The 26,603-nt window shown below is 51.3% G+C and carries 19 protein-coding genes; 11 read left to right on the forward strand and 8 right to left on the reverse strand.

All coding sequences use genetic code 11. The features are described from left to right. The first annotated feature begins 54 nt into the window (after nt 1-54). Nucleotides 55-888, forward strand: coding sequence for an SDR family NAD(P)-dependent oxidoreductase (locus HF324_RS17790; RefSeq protein ID WP_168803760.1), 834 nt, complete (start codon nt 55-57; stop codon nt 886-888). Between the two features lie 5 nt (nt 889-893). Here HF324_RS17790 and HF324_RS17795 read toward each other — a convergent pair whose 3' ends face one another. Together HF324_RS17795 and HF324_RS17800 are read right to left on the reverse strand one after the other, a co-directional pair. After that, nucleotides 894-1,304, reverse strand: a complete 411-nt coding sequence (locus HF324_RS17795) for a DUF3592 domain-containing protein (protein WP_168860394.1) — start codon at nt 1,302-1,304, stop codon at nt 894-896. A gap of 15 nt (nt 1,305-1,319) precedes the next feature. After that, on the reverse strand, nt 1,320-1,739 hold the full coding sequence (locus HF324_RS17800) for a DUF3592 domain-containing protein (RefSeq protein WP_168860395.1): 420 nt from the start codon (nt 1,737-1,739) through the stop codon (nt 1,320-1,322). Nucleotides 1,740-2,048: 309 nt separating this feature from the next. On the opposite strand from HF324_RS17800, the gene HF324_RS17805 reads away from it, so the two are divergent. From HF324_RS17805 to HF324_RS17815, 3 genes are all read left to right on the forward strand, one after another. Next, the gene (locus HF324_RS17805; RefSeq protein ID WP_168803763.1) at nt 2,049-2,225 is read left to right on the forward strand and encodes a class I lanthipeptide; all 177 of its coding nucleotides are present in this window, start codon (nt 2,049-2,051) and stop codon (nt 2,223-2,225) included. A gap of 94 nt (nt 2,226-2,319) precedes the next feature. Next, nucleotides 2,320-2,469 carry a hypothetical protein gene (locus HF324_RS33875; RefSeq protein WP_373997306.1) on the forward strand — a complete coding sequence of 50 codons (150 nt, stop codon included), beginning with the start codon at nt 2,320-2,322 and terminating at the stop codon, nt 2,467-2,469. Nucleotides 2,470-2,633: 164 nt separating this feature from the next. After that, a complete protein-coding gene (locus HF324_RS17815) occupies nt 2,634-3,044 on the forward strand; it encodes a hypothetical protein (protein WP_168803764.1) in 411 nt (136 codons plus the stop codon). Between the two features lie 47 nt (nt 3,045-3,091). Here HF324_RS17815 and HF324_RS17820 read toward each other — a convergent pair whose 3' ends face one another. From HF324_RS17820 to HF324_RS17845, 6 genes are all read right to left on the reverse strand, one after another. Then, entirely contained in the window at nt 3,092-3,232 is a 141-nt protein-coding gene (locus HF324_RS17820; RefSeq protein WP_168860396.1) for a TlpA family protein disulfide reductase, read from the reverse strand. Next, nucleotides 3,229-4,203, reverse strand: coding sequence for a TlpA disulfide reductase family protein (locus HF324_RS17825; RefSeq protein ID WP_168860397.1), 975 nt, complete (start codon nt 4,201-4,203; stop codon nt 3,229-3,231). The genes HF324_RS17820 and HF324_RS17825 overlap by 4 nt, the downstream gene beginning before the upstream one ends. A gap of 18 nt (nt 4,204-4,221) precedes the next feature. Next, the gene (locus HF324_RS17830) at nt 4,222-5,742 is read right to left on the reverse strand and encodes a RagB/SusD family nutrient uptake outer membrane protein (RefSeq protein ID WP_168860398.1); all 1,521 of its coding nucleotides are present in this window, start codon (nt 5,740-5,742) and stop codon (nt 4,222-4,224) included. A gap of 10 nt (nt 5,743-5,752) precedes the next feature. Next, a complete protein-coding gene (locus tag HF324_RS17835; RefSeq protein ID WP_168860399.1) occupies nt 5,753-9,319 on the reverse strand; it encodes a SusC/RagA family TonB-linked outer membrane protein in 3,567 nt (1,188 codons plus the stop codon). A gap of 115 nt (nt 9,320-9,434) precedes the next feature. Beyond that, a complete protein-coding gene (locus tag HF324_RS17840; RefSeq protein ID WP_168860400.1) occupies nt 9,435-10,694 on the reverse strand; it encodes a FecR family protein in 1,260 nt (419 codons plus the stop codon). 91 nt (nt 10,695-10,785) lie between these two features. Then, nucleotides 10,786-11,334 carry an RNA polymerase sigma-70 factor gene (locus HF324_RS17845; protein WP_168803769.1) on the reverse strand — a complete coding sequence of 183 codons (549 nt, stop codon included), beginning with the start codon at nt 11,332-11,334 and terminating at the stop codon, nt 10,786-10,788. Nucleotides 11,335-11,560: 226 nt separating this feature from the next. Between HF324_RS17845 and HF324_RS17850 the strand changes: the two genes are divergently transcribed. The 7 genes from HF324_RS17850 to HF324_RS17880 all read left to right on the forward strand — a co-directional run bounded on the left by HF324_RS17850 (nt 11,561) and on the right by HF324_RS17880 (nt 26,588). Beyond that, nucleotides 11,561-11,965, forward strand: a complete 405-nt coding sequence (locus HF324_RS17850; protein ID WP_168803770.1) for a hypothetical protein — start codon at nt 11,561-11,563, stop codon at nt 11,963-11,965. A 352-nt stretch (nt 11,966-12,317) separates the two neighbouring features. Further along, entirely contained in the window at nt 12,318-13,586 is a 1,269-nt protein-coding gene (locus HF324_RS17855; RefSeq protein WP_168860401.1) for a hypothetical protein, read from the forward strand. 42 nt (nt 13,587-13,628) lie between these two features. After that, nucleotides 13,629-17,930: a DUF6603 domain-containing protein gene (locus tag HF324_RS17860; protein ID WP_168860402.1), complete on the forward strand. Its 4,302-nt coding sequence runs from the start codon at nt 13,629-13,631 to the stop codon at nt 17,928-17,930. A 2-nt stretch (nt 17,931-17,932) separates the two neighbouring features. Beyond that, nucleotides 17,933-20,221 (forward strand): hypothetical protein, encoded by a 2,289-nt coding sequence (locus tag HF324_RS17865; RefSeq protein ID WP_168860403.1) that lies wholly within the window; start codon nt 17,933-17,935, stop codon nt 20,219-20,221. Nucleotides 20,222-20,232: 11 nt separating this feature from the next. After that, nucleotides 20,233-24,021, forward strand: a complete 3,789-nt coding sequence (locus tag HF324_RS17870; protein ID WP_168860404.1) for a hypothetical protein — start codon at nt 20,233-20,235, stop codon at nt 24,019-24,021. 14 nt (nt 24,022-24,035) lie between these two features. Beyond that, a complete protein-coding gene (locus tag HF324_RS17875; RefSeq protein WP_168860405.1) occupies nt 24,036-25,607 on the forward strand; it encodes a hypothetical protein in 1,572 nt (523 codons plus the stop codon). Between the two features lie 30 nt (nt 25,608-25,637). Next, nucleotides 25,638-26,588, forward strand: a complete 951-nt coding sequence (locus tag HF324_RS17880; protein ID WP_168803776.1) for a hypothetical protein — start codon at nt 25,638-25,640, stop codon at nt 26,586-26,588. The last annotated feature ends 15 nt before the right edge of the window (nt 26,589-26,603 follow it).

Genomic DNA, 26,603 nt, shown 5'->3' on the forward strand with positions numbered 1-26,603 from the left:
TATACGACAAAAATACTGTCCGGCAGCGGGGTAATTTTGCTTAAAAAACAGATCATGAGCCAAACAAAAACCTGGTATATCACCGGTGCATCAAAAGGAATGGGGTTGTCCCTTGTAAAACAGTTGCTGGAAAAAGGCCAGCGTGTAGCCGCTACCTCGCGGTCAATAAGCGCGTTTGACGCATTCAGGGAAAATGACAATTTCCTGCCGCTGGAAACAGACCTGAAAAGCGAGCCTGCTGTTGCAGCGTCGATAAGACAAGCCGTCGGGAAATTCGGCCGGCTGGACGTTGTAGTCAATAATGCAGGGTATGGACTGGGCGGTGCGCTGGAAGAACTTACCGCAGAAGAGATCAACGAAAACTTTGAGATTAATTTCTTCGCAGTAGTACGGGTGATACAGCAGGCATTACCCTATATGCGACAACAGCGGTCCGGCCATATCATTAACATTTCCTCCATCGCTGGTTTTGCGCCCGGCCTGGGCTGGGCGGTATACTGTGCGGCCAAATTCGCGGTGAGCGGCCTGAGTGCCGCGTTGACCAACGACCTGAAGCCGTTGGGTATCCATGTGACCAATGTTATGCCCGGCGCCTTCCGGACCAGTTTTGCCGCAGCAGACTCCATCGCCTTCAGCCGGCAAACCATTTCCGATTATGAACATTTGCGGGCGTCTCATGCCAAGCTGAGCAGTATGGACGGCGCGCAACCGGGTGACCCGGATAAGATGGCGGACATCTTCCTTCAACTCACTTCCAGTCCGGACCCCGCCACAGATCTTTTCCTGGGGAGCGATGCGTACCATCGGGCCACTGCCAGGATAGCGCAGTTACAGGCGCAGATGAATACATGGAAAGCAGCTTCCTTCGCCACCGATTTTAGTGCGTAGGCCAGTTAAGCGCCAAAGTATTCGTGAAATACGAAATAGCCGCCGCCAATCAGCAGCAGGTCTATTGCCACCGCCAACAGCGTTAGCGGCCACCAGAAAATTGTTCCGTAATTGAGGAACCAAACCGTCTCCGGCCTGCCGGGATGAAATATAAAAGCGGCGGTCTCGCCTACCTGCCATTTTGCAGTAGAAGAGCCTGTCAGATGCTTATAAGTGATGACTTCATGCCGGCGGGTGGGGATATTGAAAACGGGATAGTAAAACGTACCGTCGTCCTCATTTTTCTCTACCAGCTCCACAACGGTGCCCACGGCGCGCTCACCATTCTTCATAAATGCGAGCATGCGCCTGAGGCTTTTCAGGGCAAAGACTAACAGTAAAGCGCCAACGATGATATAAATGGAATGTATGGTCATAAGAATGTTATTGGGTTAATTCAGGGTATAGCTTTCCTGCGGCATTTCTATGAACCGGCGAAGCCAATAGTATCCTCCTCCCAGTATAATTAGCGGCATCCCAAGTGCCATGAAGACGATACTCCAGTTGAAAATCCAGAAATAACGCATCATCCGTACAGCGCCCGGATTAGCGGGATCGTACAGGAATACCGCCCGTTCGCCTACTTCCCAGCTCGCCGGCTTACTGGAGGCCGCATGGTGGTAATCGAGCTGCCGGCCGTCTTTTGTTGTCACGACAAAAACCGGTGAATACGAGTCATCATGCATTTCCAGCGAAGTGACAGTTCCGGTGGCCCGTTCACTGTTTCGGATAAAATCCAGGGACTCCTTCAATTTGTACAGTGAAGCAGCCAGTAGCAGGCATCCGGCCAACAAACATATTTTGTACTTCATGATAGTCTGATCAGGCGTTCAATAAAGAAGTTTATTGTAAGATAACAACAATAAGTTACCTATTCCCCATAAAAAAAACAACTGCAGCAGAAGCGCCAGTGGCAAAGATTTTCCTGATAATACTTTGGTCCTGTTTCAGAAAGTTTGCTTATCTTAATTATCTCAGAAAAATAACCTGTATCAATAACCCACTATGCCCTCATTTCCTTCGAACATACAACATCATCACCAGCTTCTTGCGCTGAACATCCACCCCATGGCGCTACTCCACGTAAAAGACAGGGGAGGTCTGTACAAAAAATCAATGTTATGAAAAAGAAAAACATCGATCTGAAGAAAAAACTGGTCCTCAAAAAAGAGGCGGTAACTACCCTCACCTCCTTCCAGCAGGCGCTTTTAGCCGGTGGTGCTGCACTTATAACCCGTACATTGGAATGTGAGACCCGTCCTATTACAGGAAGACCTGTATGTTATCTCTGCCCTTGATCGCTGAGGTATAACAACAGGGATTGTCCCGCATTGTTACACACATCAAACCCGTAAAATGAAAAAGAAAAAACTGTCTTTAAGCAAGAAATTGATGCTTCAGCGGGAGATTATTGCCCCTCTGAACAATCAGGCACAGTCTCAGTTAAACGGAGGCGGTACCAGGACTACCTGGGGATGCCCTACCTGGTTACCTAACGAAGGTTGCTACACTGAAACAAACCCTCAAATTCTTTGCAATTAATCCCGGCAGCTGCCGGATGAATGCAGCGAATTATCATTGACGGACGACCTGCCGCACAAGCCGGCAGGTCGTTTCATCTAAGGTCGCTATGTCGGCAAGCCACGGCATTCTCTCTGCAGCAGCTGTCATTACTTTCATTATTCACCTTAAAATCTGTGGTTCACATGAAAAAAATACTGTTGTTTGTAGCCTTTGCGGTAGTAGGTATTACCGCTACCACCCGTTCCACGTCCGGGGGAGACAAGCCCCACCTGCAAAGCACCGCCGTCGCCAGGGACGCGAAGTTTGCCACTACCTACTATCCGAGTAAATGGAGAGGCGTGGCCATTGATCCGGCAGATGAGGAATTTATGTATGCCTATACTTACCTGATTAACTATGCAAGTGGTACAGCCACGCTGATGAGTGGCCCCACTTATGCCATGTTTGCGCTCACCTCTTCCTGCAGAAGTGAATGGCTGAATTCAAACATCGACCCGTCCTGTACCTCCGGCTGCCGAACATGGTCTTACTACTACACTCCCGCACCTGCCTTCACCTCAAATATTAACTATTTAGCGGTGGGCTGCCCGTGAGACGGTTAAAAAACAAAACCCCGCGGCCAGCGCGGGGTTTAAAACTTTTATTGTGCAAACAGCTCTTTTAGCTTTTTCTCTATTTCTCCATTTCCCTCTTCACCCATACCGATCTGCTTCATGAGTATTTTCCCATCCGGGCCGATCAGATAAGCAGTAGGAACAGCGGTTACCGCGAAGCTGTTCACCGACACCTTTTTTGTATCCAGTACCTGGGCCAGGGCAGCTCCTGCTTTTTCAGTTCATTGAGCCAGGCGGCCTTTTCCTGGTCAATGGAAATACCAACGATCTCAAACTTATCGCCACGATACTGCTGGTATAACTGTTTCATGTAAGGAAAGGAAGCTTTGCAGGGGCCGCACCAGCTCGCCCAAAAGTCAATCAACACGTATTTCCCCCGGAAACTGCTGAAGGTAATGGATTTATCTTCCGGCGAATCCAGTGTAAAATCAGTCACCTCAGCACCTGTAACTGCTTTTTTCATACCGTTCAGACGGGCGGCCACTTCTTTTGCCGGAGCGGAAGCTTTCTGCGCCGGGCCAAGTTTGTTGTAAAGCCGTTCAAGATCATCCGGCGGAAGGATCACCTGGTAACGGCCAAGAATAAACGCTCCGATGTAAGCGTCTGCATTCGTTTCAACAAAATTGGTAATATATGGAATCAGGCGCTGTTGCATTAACTGCAGGAAAGCCTTGTTACTGGTGGAATCGTTTTTGGGCTTGTCCCTGAAACGCTCGTTTACCGCAGCTCTGAGATCCGTTTTTAACTGCTCCCTCCCCTCCTCGAATGCCTGGAAAGCTGTTGCGGAACGGTTTCCTCGAATGGCGCCGGAGCGAAGCCCTTTAGTCACATCGGCGAGATCGATATAAATAGTGCCGGGACCATCGACAACAACCGGGAACGCCGGTGGCCCCGATCTCATTTTGGCATCATACGCTGAGTAGAGATAAGGGATGGCATCTTTTACCCAGGGAATACTGATAGTGAAACGGCCATCTTTCATTTCAACAGAATCCTCTTTGATACCGTCTCCAAACACATATACTTTATGATATCCTTTCAGGTCCCCTCTGACGGCGCCTTTGATCACTATGTTTGACTGGGCTGCTGCGCCGGTGGCCAAACCCACCATCATTAATGCCGGTAATAACTTTCGCATATTCATCAATTAATCGGTTTAAAAAGGACGGGTTTCGAGCGGAATACCCCAGTTGGGATTGAACCTGAGCACCACGTTGCTGATGGGTACAATAAAATCCTTCGAGTCGATGGTGCCCTTGTAAGTCTGCCCCGCAATGTTGTGTGTAATCTGCGATTTTGACCAGGGTTTACCCTTATCGAGTGAAAAACGTTTCAAATCGAGAAATCTTTTGACGCCACCGATAGGCAGTTCCCGTCGTCTTTCCTGCAGCACCCATTGGAGGACTTCATCCTGTGTGCCACCGGCCAGTGCCGGAGTACCGGTTTTAAACCGGAACCTGCGCAGGGTGTTAAGATCGACAAGCGCCAGGTCCGGCCGGTTCGTTCTGGCATACCCTTCTGCCCGCATGAGCAGAACTTCCGGCCAGGAGAAGCCATCTGTCACCTGCGTTTTGCGGCCACGGTAATTACCGATACGCATGCCGTCATCATATCCGCCGCCAACGGTTGTTTTGTATCCGGGGGCATTGATATAGAAAAAATTAAACCGGAGATCCGCCGCCTGATCGTACAGGGCTATCAGTTCTGAAGAAGGATATGACAGTGCGATGCCCTGGCCGGCGTCTCTTTCGGACACTCTGTAGAACAACATTTCCCGGCTGTTGACAAGGTTGGTGTTGCCATCCTGGGAGGAAACAATCAGGGAGGTAACCGGCCTGGAAGGATCCACCAGTTTGAACTTATTAAAGTCATACAACACGCTTTCCGGGCTTCCTGCTGCCGTCCACGCGAGATTGGCATAATACACCACGCTGTCGAACCGCTGGGTGAAGAGATGATAATACGCCAGCATGGCATGGCCGGTGGCCCTGTCGGCGCGGGAAGGCCAGCTGGACCTTACCGGCAGATCAGGCAAGGCGGTATGCAGTTCACCGAGCACCCGGTTGGCTACTTCTGCCGAGGTAGATAAATCAGGAATGGGTTTGTTGATATCTACATCTACCACATACGGAATGGTTTTAGTGCCGTTGTCCGTACCGGGTTTGTATACCGGCCCGTAAATCATATTGGCATGAAAATAACACCAGGCCCTCGCTACCAGTGCCTGCGCAACGGAAACTCTGCCCAGCTTTTCTTCCTCCGGCGATTTCTGGCTGATACCCCGGATCCCTTCAATAACATTGTTGAAGTACGATATCTGGGGATAAATTCCCATTGACCCTGAACTCCAGAACTGATCATCGAGATTGGGGTTCTTATAGGGCTGGCGGAAGATGTGCGCGTAATAACGTTCCAGGTTAGGATGACTGTTGAGCACAAAACCTACTTTGGACTGTCCTTCGGTCATTTCAAGATTATCTCCCAGGTAAGAGAGCAAAGACCCCCTGTTTCCATCCAGGAAATTGAATTCTATTGTACCGGTATTATCCAGCAGGTGGTCATAATCCGTTACCGATGAAGGAATGAGCTTTCCTTTGGGCTTCACATCGAGAAATCGTTTACAGGAGCCCATCAGCAAAACGACAGCAATGAGTATAAAGTACTTTTGGTTGGTCATAATAGTCAGGTTACAGGTTTACAGAAAATCCGATATAGAATTCGGGCCTCAGCGGCAATGTCCTTTTGATGGTCATATTCACGGACTGCTCAATTGTTTCGGGGTCTACCCCTACCTTGTTGGCCGTTAAAGTCCAGAGGTTGCGGCTCTGGAAATATATCCTCGCACCATTAAGCCCGGTGTTGCCCCATACTTTATTGTCAAGTTTATAGGACAGGGTGAGGTCCCGGAGTTTCAGGAAGTCTGATTTTTCAATCATCACTTCCGTATAGGGGAAATACCAGGCATCTGTGCTGAAAGCGGCCAGCTTGGGATAGATGGTATGATTTTCATCTCCCGGTTTACGCCAGCGCAGGGCAACTTCCTTATGATCGATGTTGTCACCGTTGAACGCATCTCTGCGGAACACGGCCCCCATTTGGGCGATCATCATAAAGGAGAGGTCAAAACGTTTGTAACTGAAAGTATTGGTGAGGCTCAGGATGAATTTGGGCCGGGCTGTTCCTGCATACACCATGTCTTTCACGGCCAATTCGTTGCCGTATATTTTTTCTTTCCCGTCGGAGTAGTACTGAGGAGTACCTGTGTTGTCCAGTCCGGCATACTGGTACGCGAAAATGGCATCGAGCGGATAACCTGTTCTCAGTACTGCCCCGCCGTTGCTTCCCAGCATCGTATTGGAATAGCTGAAGGTCAGGTAATTGGGATTGAGATAGTTATAGTTGAACTGCAATACCTTGCTCTTGTTGTAGCTGCCGTTAAAGAAGACGTTCCAGCCAAAGTGTTTTGTTTTCATCACATCCGATTCCAGGGAGAGTTCGATGCCGGTGTTCCTCGCCGACCCGGCATTCCTGGTAATCATGAACCTGCCGTAGGTAGGGTCGATAAAGTCGGGCGCCAGCAGGTCTTTGCTCATTTTGTTATAATAATCGATGGTCATGTTGAGCCGTCCTCCCATCAAACGTATATCCGTTCCGATATTGGTGATGAGGGTACGCTCCCAGCGCAGGTTATTGTCCGGCAGGGAAGCGATGGTATAGGGAATGGCTCCTGTGGATGTGGAAAAGGCCCCTGGCGTAATCAACAGAAAAGGCCCCTGTGTGAAAGAGATATTTCCGTTGATACCATAGGAACCGCGGATGTCCAGTTTATCTATCCAGGAGACGTTAAAGAATTTTTCCTGTCCGAGTTTGTAGGTACCGCCAACAGACCAGTTGGGTTTATAGCGGTACTTCGGATTGGTGCCGAACAGGTTGCCCTGATCGATACGGGCGCTGCCACTCAGGATAAAACGATTGTTGTACTCATAGGAACCGTTGGCGTATACGGAAAAGAAGCGGTTGTCGCGCAGGGAATAGGACCCGTTGCTGACAGGGTTCATGCCATCGGGGAAGAGGAAATCCGTGTTATAGGCGAAGCTGTTAAAATCCAGGTAATTGAACGTAGCGAATGTTCCGGCCTGTTCGTTATACCCTACCCTGCTGGGTGCGGCGTTGTTGTCTATCAGGTCTTTATTCACTTCGCTGCCGGCGATAACGGAAATGCGGTGAACTTTATTGAAAGTCTTTCCATAGTTGGCCTGTGCCCTGAAAGTATAGGCTTCGCTCTGACTGCGGGTTTCATTCAGGATGGCGCCTTCCGGCAGGTAGTGTTTGCCGGGATTGGACACCGACGAAGCGGCATTATAAAGCGAGCGCACAAAGAAAGAATTGGCATTGCGCAGGTTGCGCAAGATGCCGCTGCCCCTTGTCCATGAACCGCCTACTTCGGCACTCAGGCCATCGAGGATGTTTACAGCGATGCTGCCTCCCAATCTTGCCTGAAACGCCTGATTACTGGTAGTGGACATTCCGAGGTCATTCAGCGGATTGTATTCCATGGATTTAAGGCCGCCATATTCAATATAACGGTCAATGAGATCGGGCCTTACCGCTGGAATATCCTGCGGATTCCCCTGCTCGTCCACAATATTGTAGTAAGGCTTCATGATTTTCCAATTGGTGTAATCCAGCATATCCGCCGCGTCCATTGGTGTTTTGCTGTTATTGAAATTGATATTGGAAAACATTTTAACGGTTACCCGTTTCCCTGGCCGCCAGTCGTTCTTGAGGTCGAGGATCAGCCGGTCGTTGCTGTTACCTTTCATATTGCCCTGATTGGCGATATAGCGGACAGCCGCGTTGGTAGCGAATTTCTCCGTACCGGCGGCGATGGCGATATTATGTTGCTGGGTTAAACTTTTCCGGAAGAAATGCCGCTCCAGCTGGTCCTGGGTATTATTTTTTTTGAGATGTGCGAGTTCCGCATTTACTTCCGCTTCTGAAAGCAGTCCCTGCTCCTTCATCACCATTAATTGCGTTACGCGGCCATAGAAGGTGGATGATTCATATTCCCAGAGCATATTGGCGGCATCGCTGTTATAGTAGTCCACTTCCGCGTCCACAAAATCTGCGGCGCTGGATTTGTTGAGATAAGATAATTGGGGACGGAGCGTCATGCCGGTGCTGCCTTTGTAGCTTATCTGCAACCTTCCGGTCCTGGCCGTTTTGGTAGTGATAACGATGACGCCGTTGGAAGAACGGGCGCCATAAATGGAAGCAGCTACCGCGTCTTTCAATACGGTGATGGTTTCTATGTTGTCGATGTTGACCGTTTCCAACCCACCGGGCGCCGGAAAACCGTCGACCACCACCAGCGGTTCCCCGTTGGCCAGGAAAGTGGAGCGTCCGCGCACTTCCACCTTACCTTCTTTGGTAATGGCGACACCGGCAGCTTGTCCTTCCAGCATGGTCAGCAGGCTGGGTTGCAGTTTGCCTTCCAGTCGTTTTGTCTGCAGGGAGGAATAGGCGCCTGTCATCCTTTCGCGGGAGATGGACTGGTAACCGGTATTGATGGTAACAGCCACCTCATCGAGTTTGGTGGATGCCCGGCTGAGTTTTACGATGAGTGCGGGCCGTCCTTCTTTGAGCATATCTGCGGTCACCGTTATTTCGCGGGGAGTGAAGCCTACGTAGGTAAACCGGAGGGTATTTCCTTCGTTGACGGCCACCGAAAAACTTCCATCAGCCGTGGTGGCTATGCCTTTCTGCGTTTCTTTCACATGGATGCTCACGCCGGGCAACGCAACGCCTTCCATGTCGGTCACCCGGCCGGTGATCACCGTGGCCGCCGCAGGGGAAAATGGCGCAGGCGCGGGAGCCGTCGCAGGTTTTCCTGACAGGATAATGGTTTTGCCCTGCAGCACATAATCCAGGTCCTGATCTTTCAGCACCAGGTCCAGTACCTTTTTTAAGGGAGCATCGACGACAGACAGGGAGACCGTTCCCGATCCCGAAAGCAATTCCTTGTTGCTAAACAGTACGTACCCTGTTTGTTTTTCGATGACTGAAAACACTTTTTTCAGTGAGAGATTTTTGCCGGAAAGCGTGACAGACTGGGCAGAAACAGCCGCTTTCACGGAAACAAGGGCCGTGATCAAAAACACAGGTAGCAGCCTCATTACTTTTGAAATTTGTGCCGGGAGCCTGCTTCCCCGCAGCGCAGGGAAAGACAGGCCGCCATAAGCAGTTTTTTGCATAACTTGTGATCTAGTTTTGGTTGTGAATAAAAACGGTTCGCGAGACCTTTTATCAATCAACTAAAATACCGCCGGGAACGAGGCCAATCGTTTCCGGCTTTTTATTTTAGCGGTATCAGGGCATGACAATCAGCGTTCGCCCTTCAAGACGAAAATGAACATTCGATTTTTCCAGTGCAATCAACAATCCGCTCAGCGGTATATCCCGCGTCATTTTTCCGACAAATTCTATGTCAGGTACGCCAGACTCATATTTAACATCGATATCGTACCATCTTTTCAACTGGCGCATTACCTCGTCGATCCTGGCGTCTTCAAAATCAAAAACACCATTTTTCCAGGCCATCACTTTTGCAATGTCACCGGGCCTCACCTGCACTTTTTCAACCACGTCGCCACGCATCGTGAGCGACGCCTGGTCACCGGGCTTTAATATGACCTGTTGCTTTCCCCCGCGCCCGTTCATGGTAACCGCCACCTTACCCTCCAGCAGCGTGGTATTCAGGGACGGTTCATCCGGATAGGCGTTCACGTTAAAATGGGTGCCCATCACCGTTACCTCGAACCTGTTACCGGCATTCACCACGAAAGGAACGGCTTTGCCTTCTTTTTTCATGGAAGCGGCTTCAAAGTAAACTTCCCCGGTAATCTCCACCCGGCGGACGTCCTGCGTAAACTGTGTGGGGAAGCGAATGGAGCTGGCTGCATTTAACCAGGCAGCGGTACCATCCGGCAGCACTATCCTGAATTGCCGGCCCCTGGGCGTGGCAAGGGTATTAAAGGTTTCTTCCGCAACAGTTTGACCTGCCTTTTTATACGCGAGCTGGCCGTCCTTCACCGACAGTTCCGCGCCGCCCTGGTGGCCGACGATCCCGTTACCAACTGAATCCAGCAGGATGGTGGAACCATCCGCCAGCGTAAGCACTGCGCCATCCTGTCCCGGCATCACCTGTTGGGTTTCCTTTGCCACCGGTGTTGCAGCCGGTGTGGTATTTTCCGCCGGCCAAAAGTACCAGGCGCCCGCCGCCAGCAGCAGTACGGCTGCCGCGTAACGCGTCCAGGAACGGCGCAGGAATGAAATACGGGAGACAGGTCCGGCTGTTTCGGGCAGCTGCAGGCGTTGCTGGTGAAAGCTCTCCAGCGCTTCAGCCGCCGCTGCTTTAAAGTTGGCATACTCCTTCTGCAGCGCTGCAAGGTCTTCTCCATTGTTCAGCGAAGCCCGCCAGTCGTGGTGTTGTGCCTTTTGCTCCAGCCACTTCTCGAGCTCCTCCCTTTCTGCTGCCGGCAGCTGGTCCAGTTTTTCATAAGCCGCCAGCTTTGCTGCCCTCAGCAGGGCAAGCCATTCATCATCCGGTATATCGGGATCATTTATCATCGTGCGATGTCTGTTTGTTATATGACAACAGTAGCAGGACGGATTTGACTTCCATCATGCTATTTTTTTAAAAAAAGGGTAAAATGAGGGATTAATCCGCCAGGAGCAGGCAGATAAGCGCCATGCCGGGAACAATTTTTCCCCGCAGCAATCTTATAGCCCTGGCTTTCTGATGGCTGACCGCCGAAGGGGAAATGCCAAGTTGCAGGGCTATTTCGTTGGTACTGAGCCCTTCTATGTTTAACTGCACCACTTTGGTGCATTCTGGAGGCAGCGTTAAAATAGCTTCATGCAGCATACGAACGACTTCGGCGTTAAAAACATCCTGCAGGATATCTTCATACGTCTTCTCTTCCAGCTGCCTTTCGTAGGCCAACTGTACTTTCTTTTCGTTGCGCTTCAGTTTTTTCAGGTGGTTCAGGGAGCGGTTACGGGTGGCTACGTACAAATAGGCGTTGACGCTTTTTACTTCATGCAAGAATTCCCTCGTTTTCCATAACTGAAGAAAAACCTCGGACACAATATCCTTTGCCGCAGATTCATCGCCTACGATCCTGTTTGACAGCAGGCAAAGCGCCGGATACATTGCCAGGAAAAGCTCGTCAAATGCCGCTGTGTCGCCGTCTTGTATGCTTACCATCAAATCCTGTTCACTATGTATCTCGCTATTTTGCAATGCTCATATATTATTTTAGTCCATATATATCTTTCAAATATAGATTTTACTCCAAAATAATCCTAGCGGCCGACAGAAAAAGCCGGAAGGAGCATACGGCATACGGCATACAACATTACCGAATGGCCGCCGGCATTACACCCGCGGTACTTATCGCTATATTCACCATTCACCTTAAATCCCGTATCACATGAAAAGAATACTGCTGTTTATTGCGCTCGTTGCCGCGGGTATCACAGCCACCCGCTTCACATCCGGCGCCCAAAGCGACAAACACAACCCGAAAGGCAATGCCGTCACACGGACTTACACGTACTACCCCGGCTACTGGAGAGGCAACGCTATTCATCCGGACGACGCAGCGTTTATGTATCCTTACAGTTACCAGCTCGACTATGCCTCCGGGATCGCCACGCGGATGACCGGGCCCGCCTATTACATGCTGTCGGCAAGCGACTACTGCAGGGACATATGGCTTCAATCAAATGTCAACCCTTCCTGTACCACCGGCTGCAGGACCTGGTCTTACTACTACAGCGCTACATCTGTCTTCACTTCCGCTGTCAATTACCGGATTTTTGCCTGCCCGCTCTGACGACCACGTTATTTAATGCAATACAACACCGGGAAGCTGCAGTCTTCCCGGTGCATTAACGTGTATACCTGCCATCGTCAGCCCGGAGAACGCGACCAGCATAGAAGCAGCGCGCTACTCCCAAACTTTTTTTTGTTAAAATGAAATAATTAACGAAGTTCGCTTACAAGACGACGATATTTTTAATCAACGGTCCTAACTATCACTTCCACCTATGAAATCCTGATACACGGAATATCACTATCCATTCCGGACCAATCAGCAACGATATCCATCAGAACCGCATTAGCCAGACTCCCTCACTGGTTAGAACGATAGCTGTTAAAACTCGCGTACCCTCAAATCCATGACTATGGCCATTGAAGCACAAATAAACACCGGCTACAACCCTCAGGGGAACATCTACCAAAAATACCGCCCGCTGGACCATGATAACCTTAAGATCGATGTTAATGCCGACAAGGACACTATCAAAAAAATCGCTACCGACCGGATAAATATTCTTAAAGATGACAACAGGAATATATACCTGCTGAAGTTCCGGGCCAAAAAAATGCAGCAGATACAGCAAACAGAAAAAGCAGCTGGCAGGAAACCGCCACTGGGCATTGTTTCATCGGGAAGAAGCGCCTGGATCAAAAAAATGTACGCAACAGGCCGAAGCATACTGGGGAACAACCAACGCTTTGCCGGTATCGATGACCTTACCCCCATTGCTAACGGCGATAAGATCCCCGTTTATTTCCCCTATCGGCTTACTGCTGAAGATGCCGACCAGAGAGGATTCTACATTTTTGTTCAACAAAACGAATATCAAACCTACGTCACCGACCTTAAGGATACCGGTATTACCGTGATAGGGTATGAACTGGGGACGGAGTACAAGCCTATGCTGGGTTTCGGCGCCAGCCGCTATGCTGCAGTGAACTTCTTCAGCAATATCGGCGCATCAATGGCCTGGTTAATAGATGACAATGTACTCTACATTGCACGCCTCCATGAGTTCAGTTTTTTTGAAGCCAAAATGAACAGCACCCCCGGCTGCTGGGCGCTGGGAGGTACCGGACAGGCGATATACCAGACAGAGAAAAGTCTCCGGGATATCAGAAAAACGTCGGTTTATACCCCGCCAACAAATTTCATGGGCCCGGATTTCCTTCAACAGGCGGTATTGTGGAATATCAAACAATTCGTCGGTAACACTATCAACTTCAGCCCCTACTTCATCTGCTCCGGCGAAGATGTCAGTATCTCCTACTTCCTGGGGAAAGACAAGTGCAAGGCGTTCTATGAATGTCTTATCTATAAAGGCTGTGACAGCAAGGCAGCAGCGAACAAACAACTTCAAAAGCTGAAAAACGGGATATACAATTTAATTGACGGCGTAGATCCTATACCTGTCAACGGCAACTCCACTCTCAGGAAACTACTGCAGTCAAATAAAAAATCCCTGAAGGGCGACCCGATCGAAATAGCCCGCATGAAAGCTTCGGAACAAATTCAGCTGAAATATATGTCCAATGAAAACAGTATAACAACACGGACTGATCTTACTTCCAAGCTACTGCAGATCGTTTTTATCTTCAAAGGTAAATATGATGTTCAACTAATGAATGCATAACTGATGGTACCGTTATCATCGCTTCCCGCTAAATAACCAACAATGGATATCTCTGAACTGATCAGTAAACTCAGGGCAGACGCTTCAGCCGCCGGGCAGGTGGTGCTGAATACCGCCTACCTCAGCGATGCACAGGTGGCCACCATACAGGGCGTGCTTGGTATGGCTCCTACCCGATATATCACGATCAAAAACCTCCGGGCAGGAGACATCCCCGATGCCCAAAACAGCGCCGTCACCATTACCGCCGGGCAGGCAGATCTGTTAAATCAGAACAGCCTCCCCGTAAAGGAGTTGATTTTCACGGTGGGAGCGGCACAGACGATAGACTTTATTCTCAATCTGGCGTTACCTTCCTCCTGGCAATGGACCAGTTCCTTCCCGGACCTCAGCCTGCCGCCCTTTACACTGCTTCCCGTATCGGACGGTTATTTCGTTTACACGACCACGTCACAAAGCGATTACCAGGTCAACGCCAATAGGAGTATCCCATTGTCTGCAGGCCTGAACTTTTCCTGCCTCACTGACGTCAGTAAAATACCTAAACTGGCTGCCATACTCGGCTCCGTCCCCTCCGGCAACCTGCCGCTGAGCGGTACTGCCGACTTTAAAAACAACACTACCGCTTATCCGGCCACGACGTTACTGGTACCGCTCCTCTCCCAACTTCCGCTGACAAATAAATTTAAACTCAGCAACCTGCAGCTGAAAATTGAAATTACCGACCCTGACGGGGCGGCACAGGACATCATTACGGGACTGTGGGCCACCGATCCTATGTTCAACCTGCTGTTTCTGCTGGACAATACCTCTTCGCTGATGATCGAAGTAGACTGTACGCCGCTCAGCAGTGCCGGCACTACCTTGGCCCAGCTGAGCTCCTGCAGTATTGCACAGGCGCTGATAGGATCTTCCTGGCATTTTGAAAACTTTGTCCCGGCCGCACTCAGCGGCGCATTTGGAAGCATCACCTTTGACGTGATCCTTTCACTTTCTTTTTCCGGCGGATTCAATGTTCGGGGCATTACATTCAGGGCCTATTCGGACAGCAGCCTGGGACTGGGATTATTTACGCTCAGCGGCTTCCAGCTCAACTTCACCCTGGACAACCCGGGCGGCCAGGCAGCCGCCTATGTACACATGCTGATAGAGGCGAAAATTCCGTTGCAGACATTTAAGGGCAACTTTATCGGCACTATTGACATCAGCACCAGCGATAATACCAATACCGGCAGCACCTGGAATATCGATACGATCACCGCAGCTTACCCTGATACCGTTTCTTTCACCGACCTCATACAGGAACTGGATCCGGGAATTACCTTTCCGCAGGAACTGGCGGAGCTTACCTTCTCCGATTTCTCCCTGGAGGCAGACCCCGGCGGAAATTCGTATACCTGTGCCTGTTATGGCACGCTGGACATGCACCTGTTCGATGTAATGCTCAGTACACAATTCTCCCTGCTGATAACACACAATGGCAGCACCTCCTATGAGTTGAAGGCCGATACCATTGTCGGTGAGACTTTTCTGAACGCGGATCTTCAGCTAAACAACAATGAAATCGTTTTCACCGGTTCCGCCAAAGACATTCCCCTTACCGACCTGCTGGCCAGTATTTTTTCCGATATCAACATCGATCTGACCATATTGCCGGAAATCACACTATCGGCAATATCCATCCAATACAACACGCCTTCAGTTGACACGCTTACCATTACCGGCTCGCTTGATTATAACGGCACCATGGGAGATTTCCAGCTCGTTGGCCAGAAAAGCAATAACCAGTGGCAGTTTGTGGCCATGGCCGGGTTTGACCTTAACCCTGCATTTGATATCGGCGCCCATATCCCGCTGGTAGGCGGTAAGCTGACCGGAGACCTGACATTGAAAAAAGGGTATCTGATCATCACCTCCAAGGCGCCGCAAGGGATTAAGTTTACCGGCCTGCCGCCCAACATTCCACCTGGTATTTCCTTCTATTTTGACCTGGAGCTGAGAGGAAAAGATACTCCTGTCACCCTCCCTGTGCTCGCCTACTCCGCCGATTTCAAAGCGGTCATGAACAGCTTTTACCTTGCTACCAGTGAAGCGGATATCAGTTCCGGAAATACCGCCTATACCATCCAGATCGGGAAAAACCTCGGGCCGCTGTACGTTGATTCTCTCTCCCTGAGCTACAAGGACCAGGTCATCTATTGCAATATCAACGCAACCATGAAGGTCGGACCGTTTGATGCGGCCCTGGACGGGCTGGGCATTGGCACGTCCCTCAGTGCGTTTACACCGTCGTTTAGCCTGAATGGTCTCAGCTTCGATTTCACAACAGCATCTTTCAGTATTGACGGGGCACTCATTCGCATACCGGACAGTCAGCTTGCACAGGGTGTTTCCCTTCAGTTCGACGGGGCGCTGATCGTCAAAATACAACAACTGGGACTTGCTGCGCTGGGCTCTTATGCTCAGCTAAGCGATGGCGAAGCATCGTTCTTCATCTTCCTGGAAGCCGATTTTCCGCCAGGCGGCCCGCCTTTCTTTATGGTCTCCGGGTTGATGGGAGGATTTGGCTTTAACAGAACGCTTGCGCTGCCCACCTTTGATGAAGTACAGAACTTTCCGTTACTGGCCCTCGATGCGCCGCCAACGGGCAGTAAGAAAGATGTGGCCATGCATACGCTGCAGGTACTGGAAGGACAGATACCGGGAACTGACAATACGAAGCGGCAGTGGGCCAGCCCGCGCAGCGGCGACTACTGGATGGCGCTGGGCGTAGCATTCAACTCATTTGAGATCATTAACGGAAAACTACTGCTGACAGCGGAATTAGGCCGGGAGACACAATTTTCGCTGCTGGGCCTCTCCTGGATGGCCTTACCACAGAAAGCGGTGGAGGGAGACAGACTGGTATTCGTGGAACTGCAGATGGCCGCAGTACTAAAACCGGAAGACGGCACGCTGCAGATTGGCGCAAGCCTCACCAGTAATTCATTCGTATTAACCAAAGACTGTCATCTTACCGGAGGCTTTGCATTCTACCTGTGGTTCGGCGATAGTCCCGACGCCGGTCAGTTCGTACTGACTGCCGGCGGTTACCATCCCGCCTTTAAACCACCTGATTATTACCCTGAAGTAGCCCGGCTGGGATTCAACTGGCAGGTATCTGGCGATGTGTCCATCAAAGGCAGCTCCTACTTTGCCTTTACGCCATCCTGTGCCATGGCCGGCGGACGACTACAGGTACAGTTCCAGTCAGGTCCGCTGCGCGCCTGGTTCGACGCCGGCGCCAATTTCCTTGTCACCTGGCATCCATTGACATTTACCGCCAGCATATGGGAAGAAATCGGCGTGTCGCTCACCGTAAAAGTGTGGTTTATCCATAAAACGCTCAGCGCCAGCGTAGGCGCCGCGGTGGATATGTGGGGACCGCCGATCGGCGGTATTGTAAGGGTGCATGTTGTCTTTGTCACCTTTAAAATCAGGATCGGTTCTGACGGTGCCCAGGACAAAAACAAACAGGTACTGGTATGGGATGAATTCAAAGAAATGTTACCGAAGCCCGAAGACCGCTGTACGATCATCGCCAACGACGGTTTGACCAATATGCTGGAAAAGGACACCGTATCAGGTCAGATTATCTACAACGGTGACACTACCGGCAACCCCACTACGAAAGTTTGGTTCCTGCGGTCAGGCAGGCTAAGGTTCACCACCAAAAGCATGATCCCTGCCACCAGTCTGACTTATGGCAATGACAGCGGGCAACGCGTAAACGGCGCTTCCAACATCAGCATCCGTCCGATGAATATTACCACTGCGACCGCCGTCCATAATCTATGTATCACGCAAAACAGCGCCAGCGGCGATCCTATCAGTGTTGACGGCTGGACGTTCACCGCCAACTACGGGAATGTAGCCGCTACCTTATGGGGACAACCCATAACAGAAAACGGGCAGTTTGTACAGGCACCCTCCACCCCCTCAGCTGATACGGTAGGCAGTCAGCTCACCGGCTATACCGTAGAAGCGCCAGCCCCTCAACCCGGCTACACCTTCGGTATCGTGCAGATGCGATTGCTGCTGAACGAATATATCTGCCAGACCGATAATCCGCAGAACCCGCTCAGCAAATCACATGCTTACAACAACGACTATACGCCGTCCGCCAGCGACACTACCCTCGCCGATATCAGCACTATCGGGACTACGCTAACGGCCGCCAGGAACGCGTTGTACGCAGAACTGCAACAGGACGGCCTTTATACCGGCAGCAATGACAGTATGCAACAGATGGGCGCCACCGCCAACGGCTTATTTGTTGACATTCCAATGGAACAATCCAACTGATTATGAAAAACATAAAAGACCTGAATGACGATATCCCTGTGGGGGACATTAAGTTGTTCGACAACTATATTCCCTCCATCGAAGCCGGCAATTACTTCATAACTGTCCGGCAGCCGGTATACAACGACAGTACGCAGCTGGATACCGATGGCGTGGACGCCGTGCAGGAATTCACCGTAACAGCCCCGCAGTTCTTTATTGATAAAGCGCAGGTAGTAGGTATGTACCCTGCTCCCGGCAGCAGCGGTAAATACAGTGAAGTGCTACCCAACATTGTCCTGAAAGATGCGGGACTTCCCTGGGAAAGAGGTATGGACAAACCCGGTACGCCGTGGCTGGCGCTTATGGTATTCCAGGAAACCGAGCTGAATGACGGCGACGATACCGGCGACAAATCCACCACGACCACCGTAGCAGCATTTCAGCAGGGCCAGAGCGGCGTATTAATGCCCAAAATTACCCGTGAAGATGACATAGACCCGAAAAGCAGCTGTAAAACAATCAGTATGAGTGTTGATGTTTTTCAGAAGATCGCGCCTGGGCTCGACGAGCTGTCCTATCTCTCCCATATCCGCAGGATCAACACCGACAACTGCGCTATCGGCGGCATCAATGAACACGGGCTCTTCTCCGTGGTGGCCGCTAACCGCTTCTGCCTGTCGCCCGAAAGCCAGCAAACCCAGCTAAAGAACATTGTACACCTGGTGTCGCTGGAGGGCATGGAGGAATACCTCCACCCAAAGGTTGACCTCAGCAGCTATTCAGGCGTAGTATTGCTAAGCCTGGCCAGCTGGACGTTCCAATCACAGGCAGACGGCTACAGCTTCCGTATGCTGGCTGAGAACCTGGTCAACTCGGAAAAAAACGGCAATGCCGTAGATCCGTCACTGTTATGGCTCCGGCTACCTGTGCCCGCAAACACCAACACGAATATGAATGCGGTCGTACGCCAGCGGATCAGTGACGGCTATGTTCCGCTCCCCTGGCAGACCCGCAGCGGCGAAAGCACCTTTGCCTGGTATCGCGGGCCATTGACTCCGTTGCTGCCGGCTCCCTCCACCACCCATTACCCAACAGCAGATGCAGCACTGATATTTGACAAAACACACGGCATATTTGACGTTGCACTGGCCGCTGCCTGGGAAACCGGCAGGGAGATAGCGCTGGCCGATGCGGCCTTCCTGCGCAAAGTAACGGACTTCCGGCAGCAAATGAACCTTATCGCCGACAAACTGATGCACCGCGCCACCTCGCCGCATTTCACGTCACAGGCGATAGCAGATACAGATCCCCGCTCCACCGTGCAGGAAAGGCTAAGATCTTTATTGACACCGCAACTGATAAAGGACATCGGCAATACCGCTTCACAGATGCCTGGCAAACGTGCGACGGTAACCAGGGCAAAAACCGCTGCACCGGACCCTCAACTGCAACTGAGCACATTCTTCGGGCGCAAAGACGTGCAGGAACGCCTGCAACAGCTGGCAGCGGACATTTCCGGAGAGTTGTCTGACTGGCTGGCAAAAGTAAAACTACTCTATCCTGTTCCATTCAGAAAGCTGATCGCAGACGAGCGGATGCTCCCCAACGAATCACTGCGTTTTTTTTATGTAGATCTCAATTGGCTGAATGCCGCTATCGACGGGGCCATGAGCTTCGGCATCACCTCCGGTAAAAACCAGCTGCTGCACGACATCGTGATGCCGGGAATCAGAGCCGCAGCACAGCAGAAAGCGGGTATGATACGGTCCCGGATAACAGGGCGACAGACTGCCGACACACAGCCCCCGGACGTGATGAGCGGCTTCCTGCTGAGGTCCGACATGGTGAAGGCATGGCCCACACTGGTTATACGTGCCCGGGATGCCAGCGACAACTCCCTTAACATCATCCGGACAGACCACCTCGCCCCCAATGTATTGTTATGCATCTTCAGCGGGGTCCCCGACAACGTTACCCTCAGCGAGCCTGCGGAAACGCTCTGCTTTGGCGTGGACGATGAAGGATATGCCGTTATCAGGAACATCGTTGCCGGCGATACCGCCCTGGGGCAACAGCTGGGCACCGTGCAGGTCCGCGACCTCTCAGGAAAACAACAATACTGTATGCGCGCACCGGGCAGCCATGTGCTGAACATTGCACCGGAAGATCCTAACGGCCTCGTACAAACGCTGCAGCGCTCCATGACCAGTTTAAAAACGCCGCCACCCAACGGTCAGTTAACCGCCGGCACACTGGCACTTCAGATGATGAAGTCTGCCGAAGCGGTGGTGTTCCAAAGTCAATCTTAAAATCAATCCGTATGAACTCCCCCGTTATAGTACCCATGGAACTGGATGTGCTGCTCGCCAATACCGCCCTGATGGACAGGGACCAGTTCAGGCTGTGGTATTACAGTTATGCTTCCATGAGAAACAAAACATGGTCGGACCCTGAACCTCCGGCTTTTACCGATGGTCATGCCATGCCAGGCACAGGGGCTTACCTGCACTGGACCTTACCGCGCTCGCTGCGTGTTGGCAAAGCCGACAGCACCAGCGACTTTCCGCTTATTCCCAATCGTTGGCTTATTGTACGCATATACCGTGACGCCGGTGGACAAAATGTACAGCAAACATGGATGCTGGAAGCTGACTGCCCCAATCCCGACAACGACCCCAACAGCTGCTATTTTATTGTCAACGATACCGTAAAAAACAACTGGGCCGGCAGCGGCGACACGAACAGAAGCGGCGCGTTCCTGATACCTTTTGACCAGGGAGATAATTCCGATACGCAGTCCTATTATCTTAGTATAGGACGGGCCTTTGATTTGTCCGGTTGGAAGGAGGCCTATCCTGAAAACATGTTTATCACGGCCCTGGGCCCGGGCAATGCGGAGTTCTGCGGCTACATAGGGTTTAACCTGGGTGTATTGTCTTTCTACGACAGTCTTGCGGGCGTACCGGACACCACGTCACTCAGCTATATGGTTACAGGCTGGTATGCAGACCCCGGCAGCGATATCCTTGTTACAGGCAATACCGGTTTTACGGGCGCAGCGACCGCAGATGCCGTATTAACTGCCTTAAACTGGCAACTGGCACAGGGACAAAGCGCCGGTGACAGCAATATTACGCTGTACAGCGGAATGTCATTTAATCTTCCCTGGAATGCTACCGCTGAGCAGCCACCGGCTAATGACGAGCTGCAAAAACTACGGGATTCCCGGCACATGTCGGTTTGTGTGGCCAACACTGGCCTGGAAGCCTTCAGTACGCTGGTGGCCACGCAACTGGAAAACATGCAGGGGTACACAGACCCGGGTAAAACACTTGAATTGCTGCGCGCCTTCCAGTTCGACCTGTTGCCCGAACTCAATAACGTAAATGGCACCCAGCTCGTAAACGAAAGAATACAACAGGCCTGGTTCAACGCCCATTTTGGCGGCAACCGCTGGAAGATTGTCCCCTCCACCGAAAACCAGCAGGCCGCAGGCTATCAGATTTCCGCCGGCGATGCCGCCTGGCTGCAACAGCTGAACCAGGACCAACAGGCCCTTGATGAAGCGCTCACGCAGCTTTTAAGCCTGCAATGGGACCTGAACGCGGTATGGTGGAAATATCATTCCCTTCAGCGTACATTTTACAATGCTGACCAGAACTGGCCGAAGATATCCGCCGATCAGCTGAAACCCTACCTCGACCCGGATGACCCGAAGAGCACAATGGGACAGGTACTGGCACAGCTGAAAGTAGTAAACGACCTGCTTCCCAAAGTACCACAGCCACAAAAAGGAGTCGCCAATCAACAGGATGCATTACAGCAGGGCATTGCCACTTTCGCCCAAAGTAAACAGATCAGCGCAGGCTATGTGTTAAAAGCCGTGGCGCAACCCCGTTACTGGCTCCCCAACAACCCCAATATCATCGTCTCCGGCGTATCTCTTGATCCGCTTGGCGATCCGGAAACAGCCCTCCAGGTAAGGCTGCCCTCACAACTGATACAGTCGTTTACCATAGACAATCAGCAAATCAGCGCTTCAACACTGGGAAATATCATCCCTTCGTTAACCAGCGCTCAACCGTTGCCGGCAAACGTACAGGATATTTATACGGAATTCTTCCTGCTGGACCCGGCAAACGCAGCACAGATAGCACAAAAAACAGGCTTATCGCCGGATGATGTGTATAATGCGATGAACGCCCATGAAACCACCTGTTATACCACAGGCGTACTGCCGGCATTTGACCTGAGCGAATGGCAGCAGCAATGGAGTCCTTTGTTTATGGAATGGCAGATGACGCACACGCCTGTTCCTTTTGCATGGCAAAACACGCCCAACTGGACCTTCGATGGTACCGACTATAAAATGACCGCTTCTCCCCAGGGACAGGGAACGCCTTACATTATTTCGGGCAGGGCGGCCCTGAGCACCCATACCCAAATGACTTTCGGCGCGCGCCTCAAAGCCTTTGCCCGGCAATATAACGACGGAGATCTGAATGACCTGTGGAAGGAAATTAACGATACGGACCAGTGGCGCTTTCTATCCCAGGAACTGGCGGACACCAATGACTACCTCGCCCAGCGTGACAAAAGACTTTACCGCAAACCCGGCCACGCTGCGTTTACCTATCAAAACCAACAGCTGACATACTCTAAGATCATGGGATATCCCGATGATACCAACATATATCCTTTTGATACTCCTTCTTTTGCACAGGGGCTGGTGAACACGCTCCCCGCTGTTAACAAAGATGGTCCCAGCGAATTTCCCTTTCACCAGGTCAGAGGAGGCGAATTTTATTTCACACAGCTGGTCATATACGATAAGTTCGGCAGGATCCTGGAGTTGGTACAGCCTGCCGACGGCGGCGTATTTGACGCAGACAGTTTTCCGCTGATGGTGGATACCGCCTTTGCCGTGGAACATAAGCTATCAGCCGGTATCAATGCTCCGTTCCAGGTGCCGCCGCGGGTACTGCAGCCATCGCGGCTAAATATGCTGCTGGCAGATTACCGGGACAAAAGCAATGTACTGGGCATCACTTCCGATGTTAATCCCATATGCGGATGGGTGGTCGTCAATCATGTCGACAAGTCGCTCCTGCTGTTCTTCCCTGACGGCAGCAACGCCGGTGAAATACTCCTGCTGGCAGATACGAACGGGATGCATATCCAGTGGACGCCTCCTCCCAACAACAACCTGGTATCCCTGGCAGACGTAGGTAACCGGTCGAAACAGCTGGGCGCTTTTGCCACAGCGCTGATAGCCAAAACACCGACTGCATTCGACGCTTTCCTGAAAGCCATTGACAGCACCTTATGGACAGTAGATCCCCTGGGCAAACGCACCGACCAGGACCTTTCGCTGTTCATCGGACGACCGCTGGCGCTGGTGGCCCTCACGTTGCAACTGAAACTGAACGGTCAGGTGTTAAAAAGTGAGGACTGGCCTTTTCCGTTGCAGGATGTGCCACCGGACCCGCATGTTCCCTCACTGGGCGCCTGTGTTTTTGACGTACGTTTCGGCGACCAGGCGTCCCGGGAAGACGGTGTCATCGGTTATTTCGAAGCAGAAAACTACGACCTGTTCAACTGTGTGGTCACGCCGGACAGCTCGGATAATTACCTGCAGCAGATAGGGCCGCTGGACAGTGATAACGGGAATTACGTACAGCTGTCGTTTGACGACGCCGACCCTGTATATCTCACCGTATTGGCCGACCCACGGGCATCCATACACGCTTTTACCGGTATACTGCCGGTGAAGGAAGTGAAGTTACCGGAAGAATTTGTAGAAAAGCCATTATCCTCGCTGGACATCACTTTCAGGGCGGGACCGGTATTGTCTGCCATTCAGCCCTCAGACCAGATGGCCGGACAACCGCTACATGCCGATGCACTCACCTATCTGCCCGTGAGCGCCAAATTCGGCGTCTGGAGCTGGTGGCAAAACACGGTGGCCGATCCCGGAACTTCATCCGCCAGTTTCTCCTGGCAGGGATATACACTGACCAAAGCAACCACCACAGCAGACTTCAACAAGTACACCTCCAGCCTGCACGATGGATATCTGCAATTTATCACCGATCAGGATTCTAAATAAAAAAGTATACTACTATGCAAACAGACACCAAACCGGAGCTGCTGCTCGACTATAATGTCACCCCCCTTCCTTCTCCCCTTGTGCCCGGCCAAAGTGGAAAGGTTAAAATCACGGTAGAAGACAGTCCCTACTACTGCGACCAGATACAATTCAGCGTACCGTGCGGGGATGATCCAGCCGATATATTCGCCACACCGCCGCCCAAGCCGTCACTCTGCATCTCCAATAACCACTGGACAACCGGCGATCCTAAACCTATACATAATACAGAAGGAGGACCTCATTATTACCAATGGACAGTCAGCAATGCGGAGAACAACTACGCAGTGATCAAGACAGACTTCACCTTTACCGGCAATGTTAATGCCCTGGGTGGACAGGCGCAGATAATCATTGATGAGGACTCCGGCACCAACCCGGGAGACCTTGAAGGAAGAGAAGGCTACCGTAGTGTGACGAAAAGCGACAAACCGTTGTTTTACCTCCGCAATCTTTTAGCCATCGACCACCTGTCACCCGGATTCCCCTGCGGGGCATTCAAATTGGGGTATCCCATAGAAATAACCTGGGAAGGCAATGGCACCTCCTACGATCTTTACCAGAGTGGCATCAGCAAAGCGATATACAGCGGGCAGGATACCAACTATACTCTCGAACAAGGCATTACCGATATCACCACCTTTTGCTGCGTGGCCCATAACGCCAATGGAGACAAACTGTATGAATGTCTCACGCTGACGGTGACCAATCCGGCCATTACCGCACAAACAGTGACTTCCGCCGGACAAGAAGAAGTAGATGGAGACATGACCACCAACCAGGCTACCTGCAATACTTTAAGCCTGAGCAGCAACCCGACCGTAATGGCGGCCCCGCCTCCAAATGCCAGTAACCTGATTGACAATGCATCCGCCTTTCGTCTGAACGGTGATTTCAAAGTAGGTGGTGACGCCTCCTTCACCGGCCCCCTCACCTGCGACAGCATCAACACAGACAACCTTACCATACAGCAGTCGCTAACGTTGAACACCCAGCAGGAATCGTTATTCGGCGCTCCCATACTCGTTACCTCCGGCATCGACATCGGTTTTGGTATTGTACCAGCAGTTTCGGATGGTTACGCCGTGGTTACCGTATCAGGACCTATCCTTCCCATCACCGAATCTGCCGCTTATGGTGCGCTTGGCATCGCCGGTGTGCTGGACTGGATTTATACCTACGGGGGAAATTCAGGTTTACAATATATGTCAGAGACGGACGGGTACCTGATGCTTCCGGTACCGGCAGGCAGTAGCTGGATGTACCAGGGTGCAAACATTATTGCTTCCGCACCAATAAGCTTTATCAGTGTGTACTGGATCCCTGTAGGGAAGGCAGGTAGTGAGCAAAGCGTCGGCTTTAAAACGCCCCCGCCTTCCGGGAAAAATATCCCTGATGACAAGCATCCCCGTGCACACTTTGAGCGATATCTGGCAGCAAAAAGGAAACGGCGCAGCGAGTTGATCGCGTCCATGGAAACAATGCTGGAAACAACGTTCGATGCTGCTCAAAAGGAAGAGATGATTGAGCAGCTCATGAAACTCTGACAGATTCTTCAGCATTTCAAAATTATTAATATGGACCACTACATTTCAAAAGGGCAATCAGACCAGGAGCCATTGTCTCTGGCCAGCTTCATTTCTTATCCCTATCAGAACTTCCAGGGAGTGCCGGTTACGCAGTTTACCGCAGGCAGCCCGTTTAGCGTCAGATGGGACAGCAATGGCACTAATTTTAATTTATATGTGAGTGGCAATCCCCAGCCATTGCACACAGGGGCTGGTACTTCCGCCGATCTGCCACAGGGACTGCAAACCAACACTACCCTGATACTGGAAGCAGACAATAATGTGGACAAGCGATATGCTTTCCTGACCATTATTATCAGCAATCCTGTGCTAACGCCGGAAACCATCTGGCATGACACCGGGAATATGACCAACGCAGGCACACTGAACGTGGAAGGAAGCCTGTACAATACTACGCTTACTTTTGGCAGCGAAGGTGTCCTGAACATGGGCGATAACGGTTTCTTTCAGGACTTAACGGTGAGCCAGACTTCAAAAATCAGCGGCACCGCTTTCTCCAACGGCCTGCAAAGCCCCACCAGCAATATCAACAGCCTCACTATTACCAATAATCTGAAGACAGACGGCACAACCATCGCAATGATCGGAGGAGGGCATCTTCTCAAGTTCGGTATCGCTTTCGATATCCTGGAGGTAACGGCAAAGACAGATGGTTTCGCCATTATTACAATAAACCCTAAGGACTGCGACACCAACGTAGCATCCAGCTGTACTATCACCTATGGCCTTCAGCAGTATACCGTCAACGGCATGGTGCTGGAAGAAGACAGTACCGCAGACATTCCCCAATCCGGATACTGTTGTATTCCCATCCGGAACGGAGACACGTGGAGCTGCAGCGGGAGCAACAGCGGAGGCGACAAAGTGCCGCTGATCTCCGTTTTTTGGGTCCCCCTTGGCGGTGGTAGTGATTCGTACACCACGTCAGGAGGAAATTAATTACCACATAAATCA

Source organism: Chitinophaga oryzae (assembly GCF_012516375.2).
Lineage (GTDB): Bacteria > Bacteroidota > Bacteroidia > Chitinophagales > Chitinophagaceae > Chitinophaga > Chitinophaga oryzae.

Bases quoted from the DNA above. Each gene is read 5' to 3' on its own strand.
- HF324_RS17870 (WP_168860404.1), top strand. From the start codon at position 20,233: ATGAACTCCCCCGTTATAGTACCCATGGAACTGGATGTGCTGCTCGCC.
- HF324_RS17855 (WP_168860401.1), top strand. From the start codon at position 12,318: ATGGCCATTGAAGCACAAATAAACACCGGCTACAACCCTCAGGGGAAC.
- HF324_RS17830 (WP_168860398.1), bottom strand. From the start codon at position 5,742: ATGACCAACCAAAAGTACTTTATACTCATTGCTGTCGTTTTGCTGATG.
- HF324_RS17860 (WP_168860402.1), top strand. From the start codon at position 13,629: ATGGATATCTCTGAACTGATCAGTAAACTCAGGGCAGACGCTTCAGCC.
- HF324_RS17850 (WP_168803770.1), top strand. From the start codon at position 11,561: ATGAAAAGAATACTGCTGTTTATTGCGCTCGTTGCCGCGGGTATCACA.
- HF324_RS17840 (WP_168860400.1), bottom strand. From the start codon at position 10,694: ATGATAAATGATCCCGATATACCGGATGATGAATGGCTTGCCCTGCTG.
- HF324_RS17835 (WP_168860399.1), bottom strand. From the start codon at position 9,319: ATGCAAAAAACTGCTTATGGCGGCCTGTCTTTCCCTGCGCTGCGGGGA.
- HF324_RS17800 (WP_168860395.1), bottom strand. From the start codon at position 1,739: ATGAAGTACAAAATATGTTTGTTGGCCGGATGCCTGCTACTGGCTGCT.
- HF324_RS17795 (WP_168860394.1), bottom strand. From the start codon at position 1,304: ATGACCATACATTCCATTTATATCATCGTTGGCGCTTTACTGTTAGTC.
- HF324_RS17875 (WP_168860405.1), top strand. From the start codon at position 24,036: ATGCAAACAGACACCAAACCGGAGCTGCTGCTCGACTATAATGTCACC.
- HF324_RS17790 (WP_168803760.1), top strand. From the start codon at position 55: ATGAGCCAAACAAAAACCTGGTATATCACCGGTGCATCAAAAGGAATG.
- HF324_RS17825 (WP_168860397.1), bottom strand. From the start codon at position 4,203: ATGCGAAAGTTATTACCGGCATTAATGATGGTGGGTTTGGCCACCGGC.
- HF324_RS33875 (WP_373997306.1), top strand. From the start codon at position 2,320: ATGCTTCAGCGGGAGATTATTGCCCCTCTGAACAATCAGGCACAGTCT.
- HF324_RS17815 (WP_168803764.1), top strand. From the start codon at position 2,634: ATGAAAAAAATACTGTTGTTTGTAGCCTTTGCGGTAGTAGGTATTACC.
- HF324_RS17865 (WP_168860403.1), top strand. From the start codon at position 17,933: ATGAAAAACATAAAAGACCTGAATGACGATATCCCTGTGGGGGACATT.
- HF324_RS17880 (WP_168803776.1), top strand. From the start codon at position 25,638: ATGGACCACTACATTTCAAAAGGGCAATCAGACCAGGAGCCATTGTCT.
- HF324_RS17845 (WP_168803769.1), bottom strand. From the start codon at position 11,334: ATGGTAAGCATACAAGACGGCGACACAGCGGCATTTGACGAGCTTTTC.
- HF324_RS17805 (WP_168803763.1), top strand. From the start codon at position 2,049: ATGAAAAAGAAAAACATCGATCTGAAGAAAAAACTGGTCCTCAAAAAA.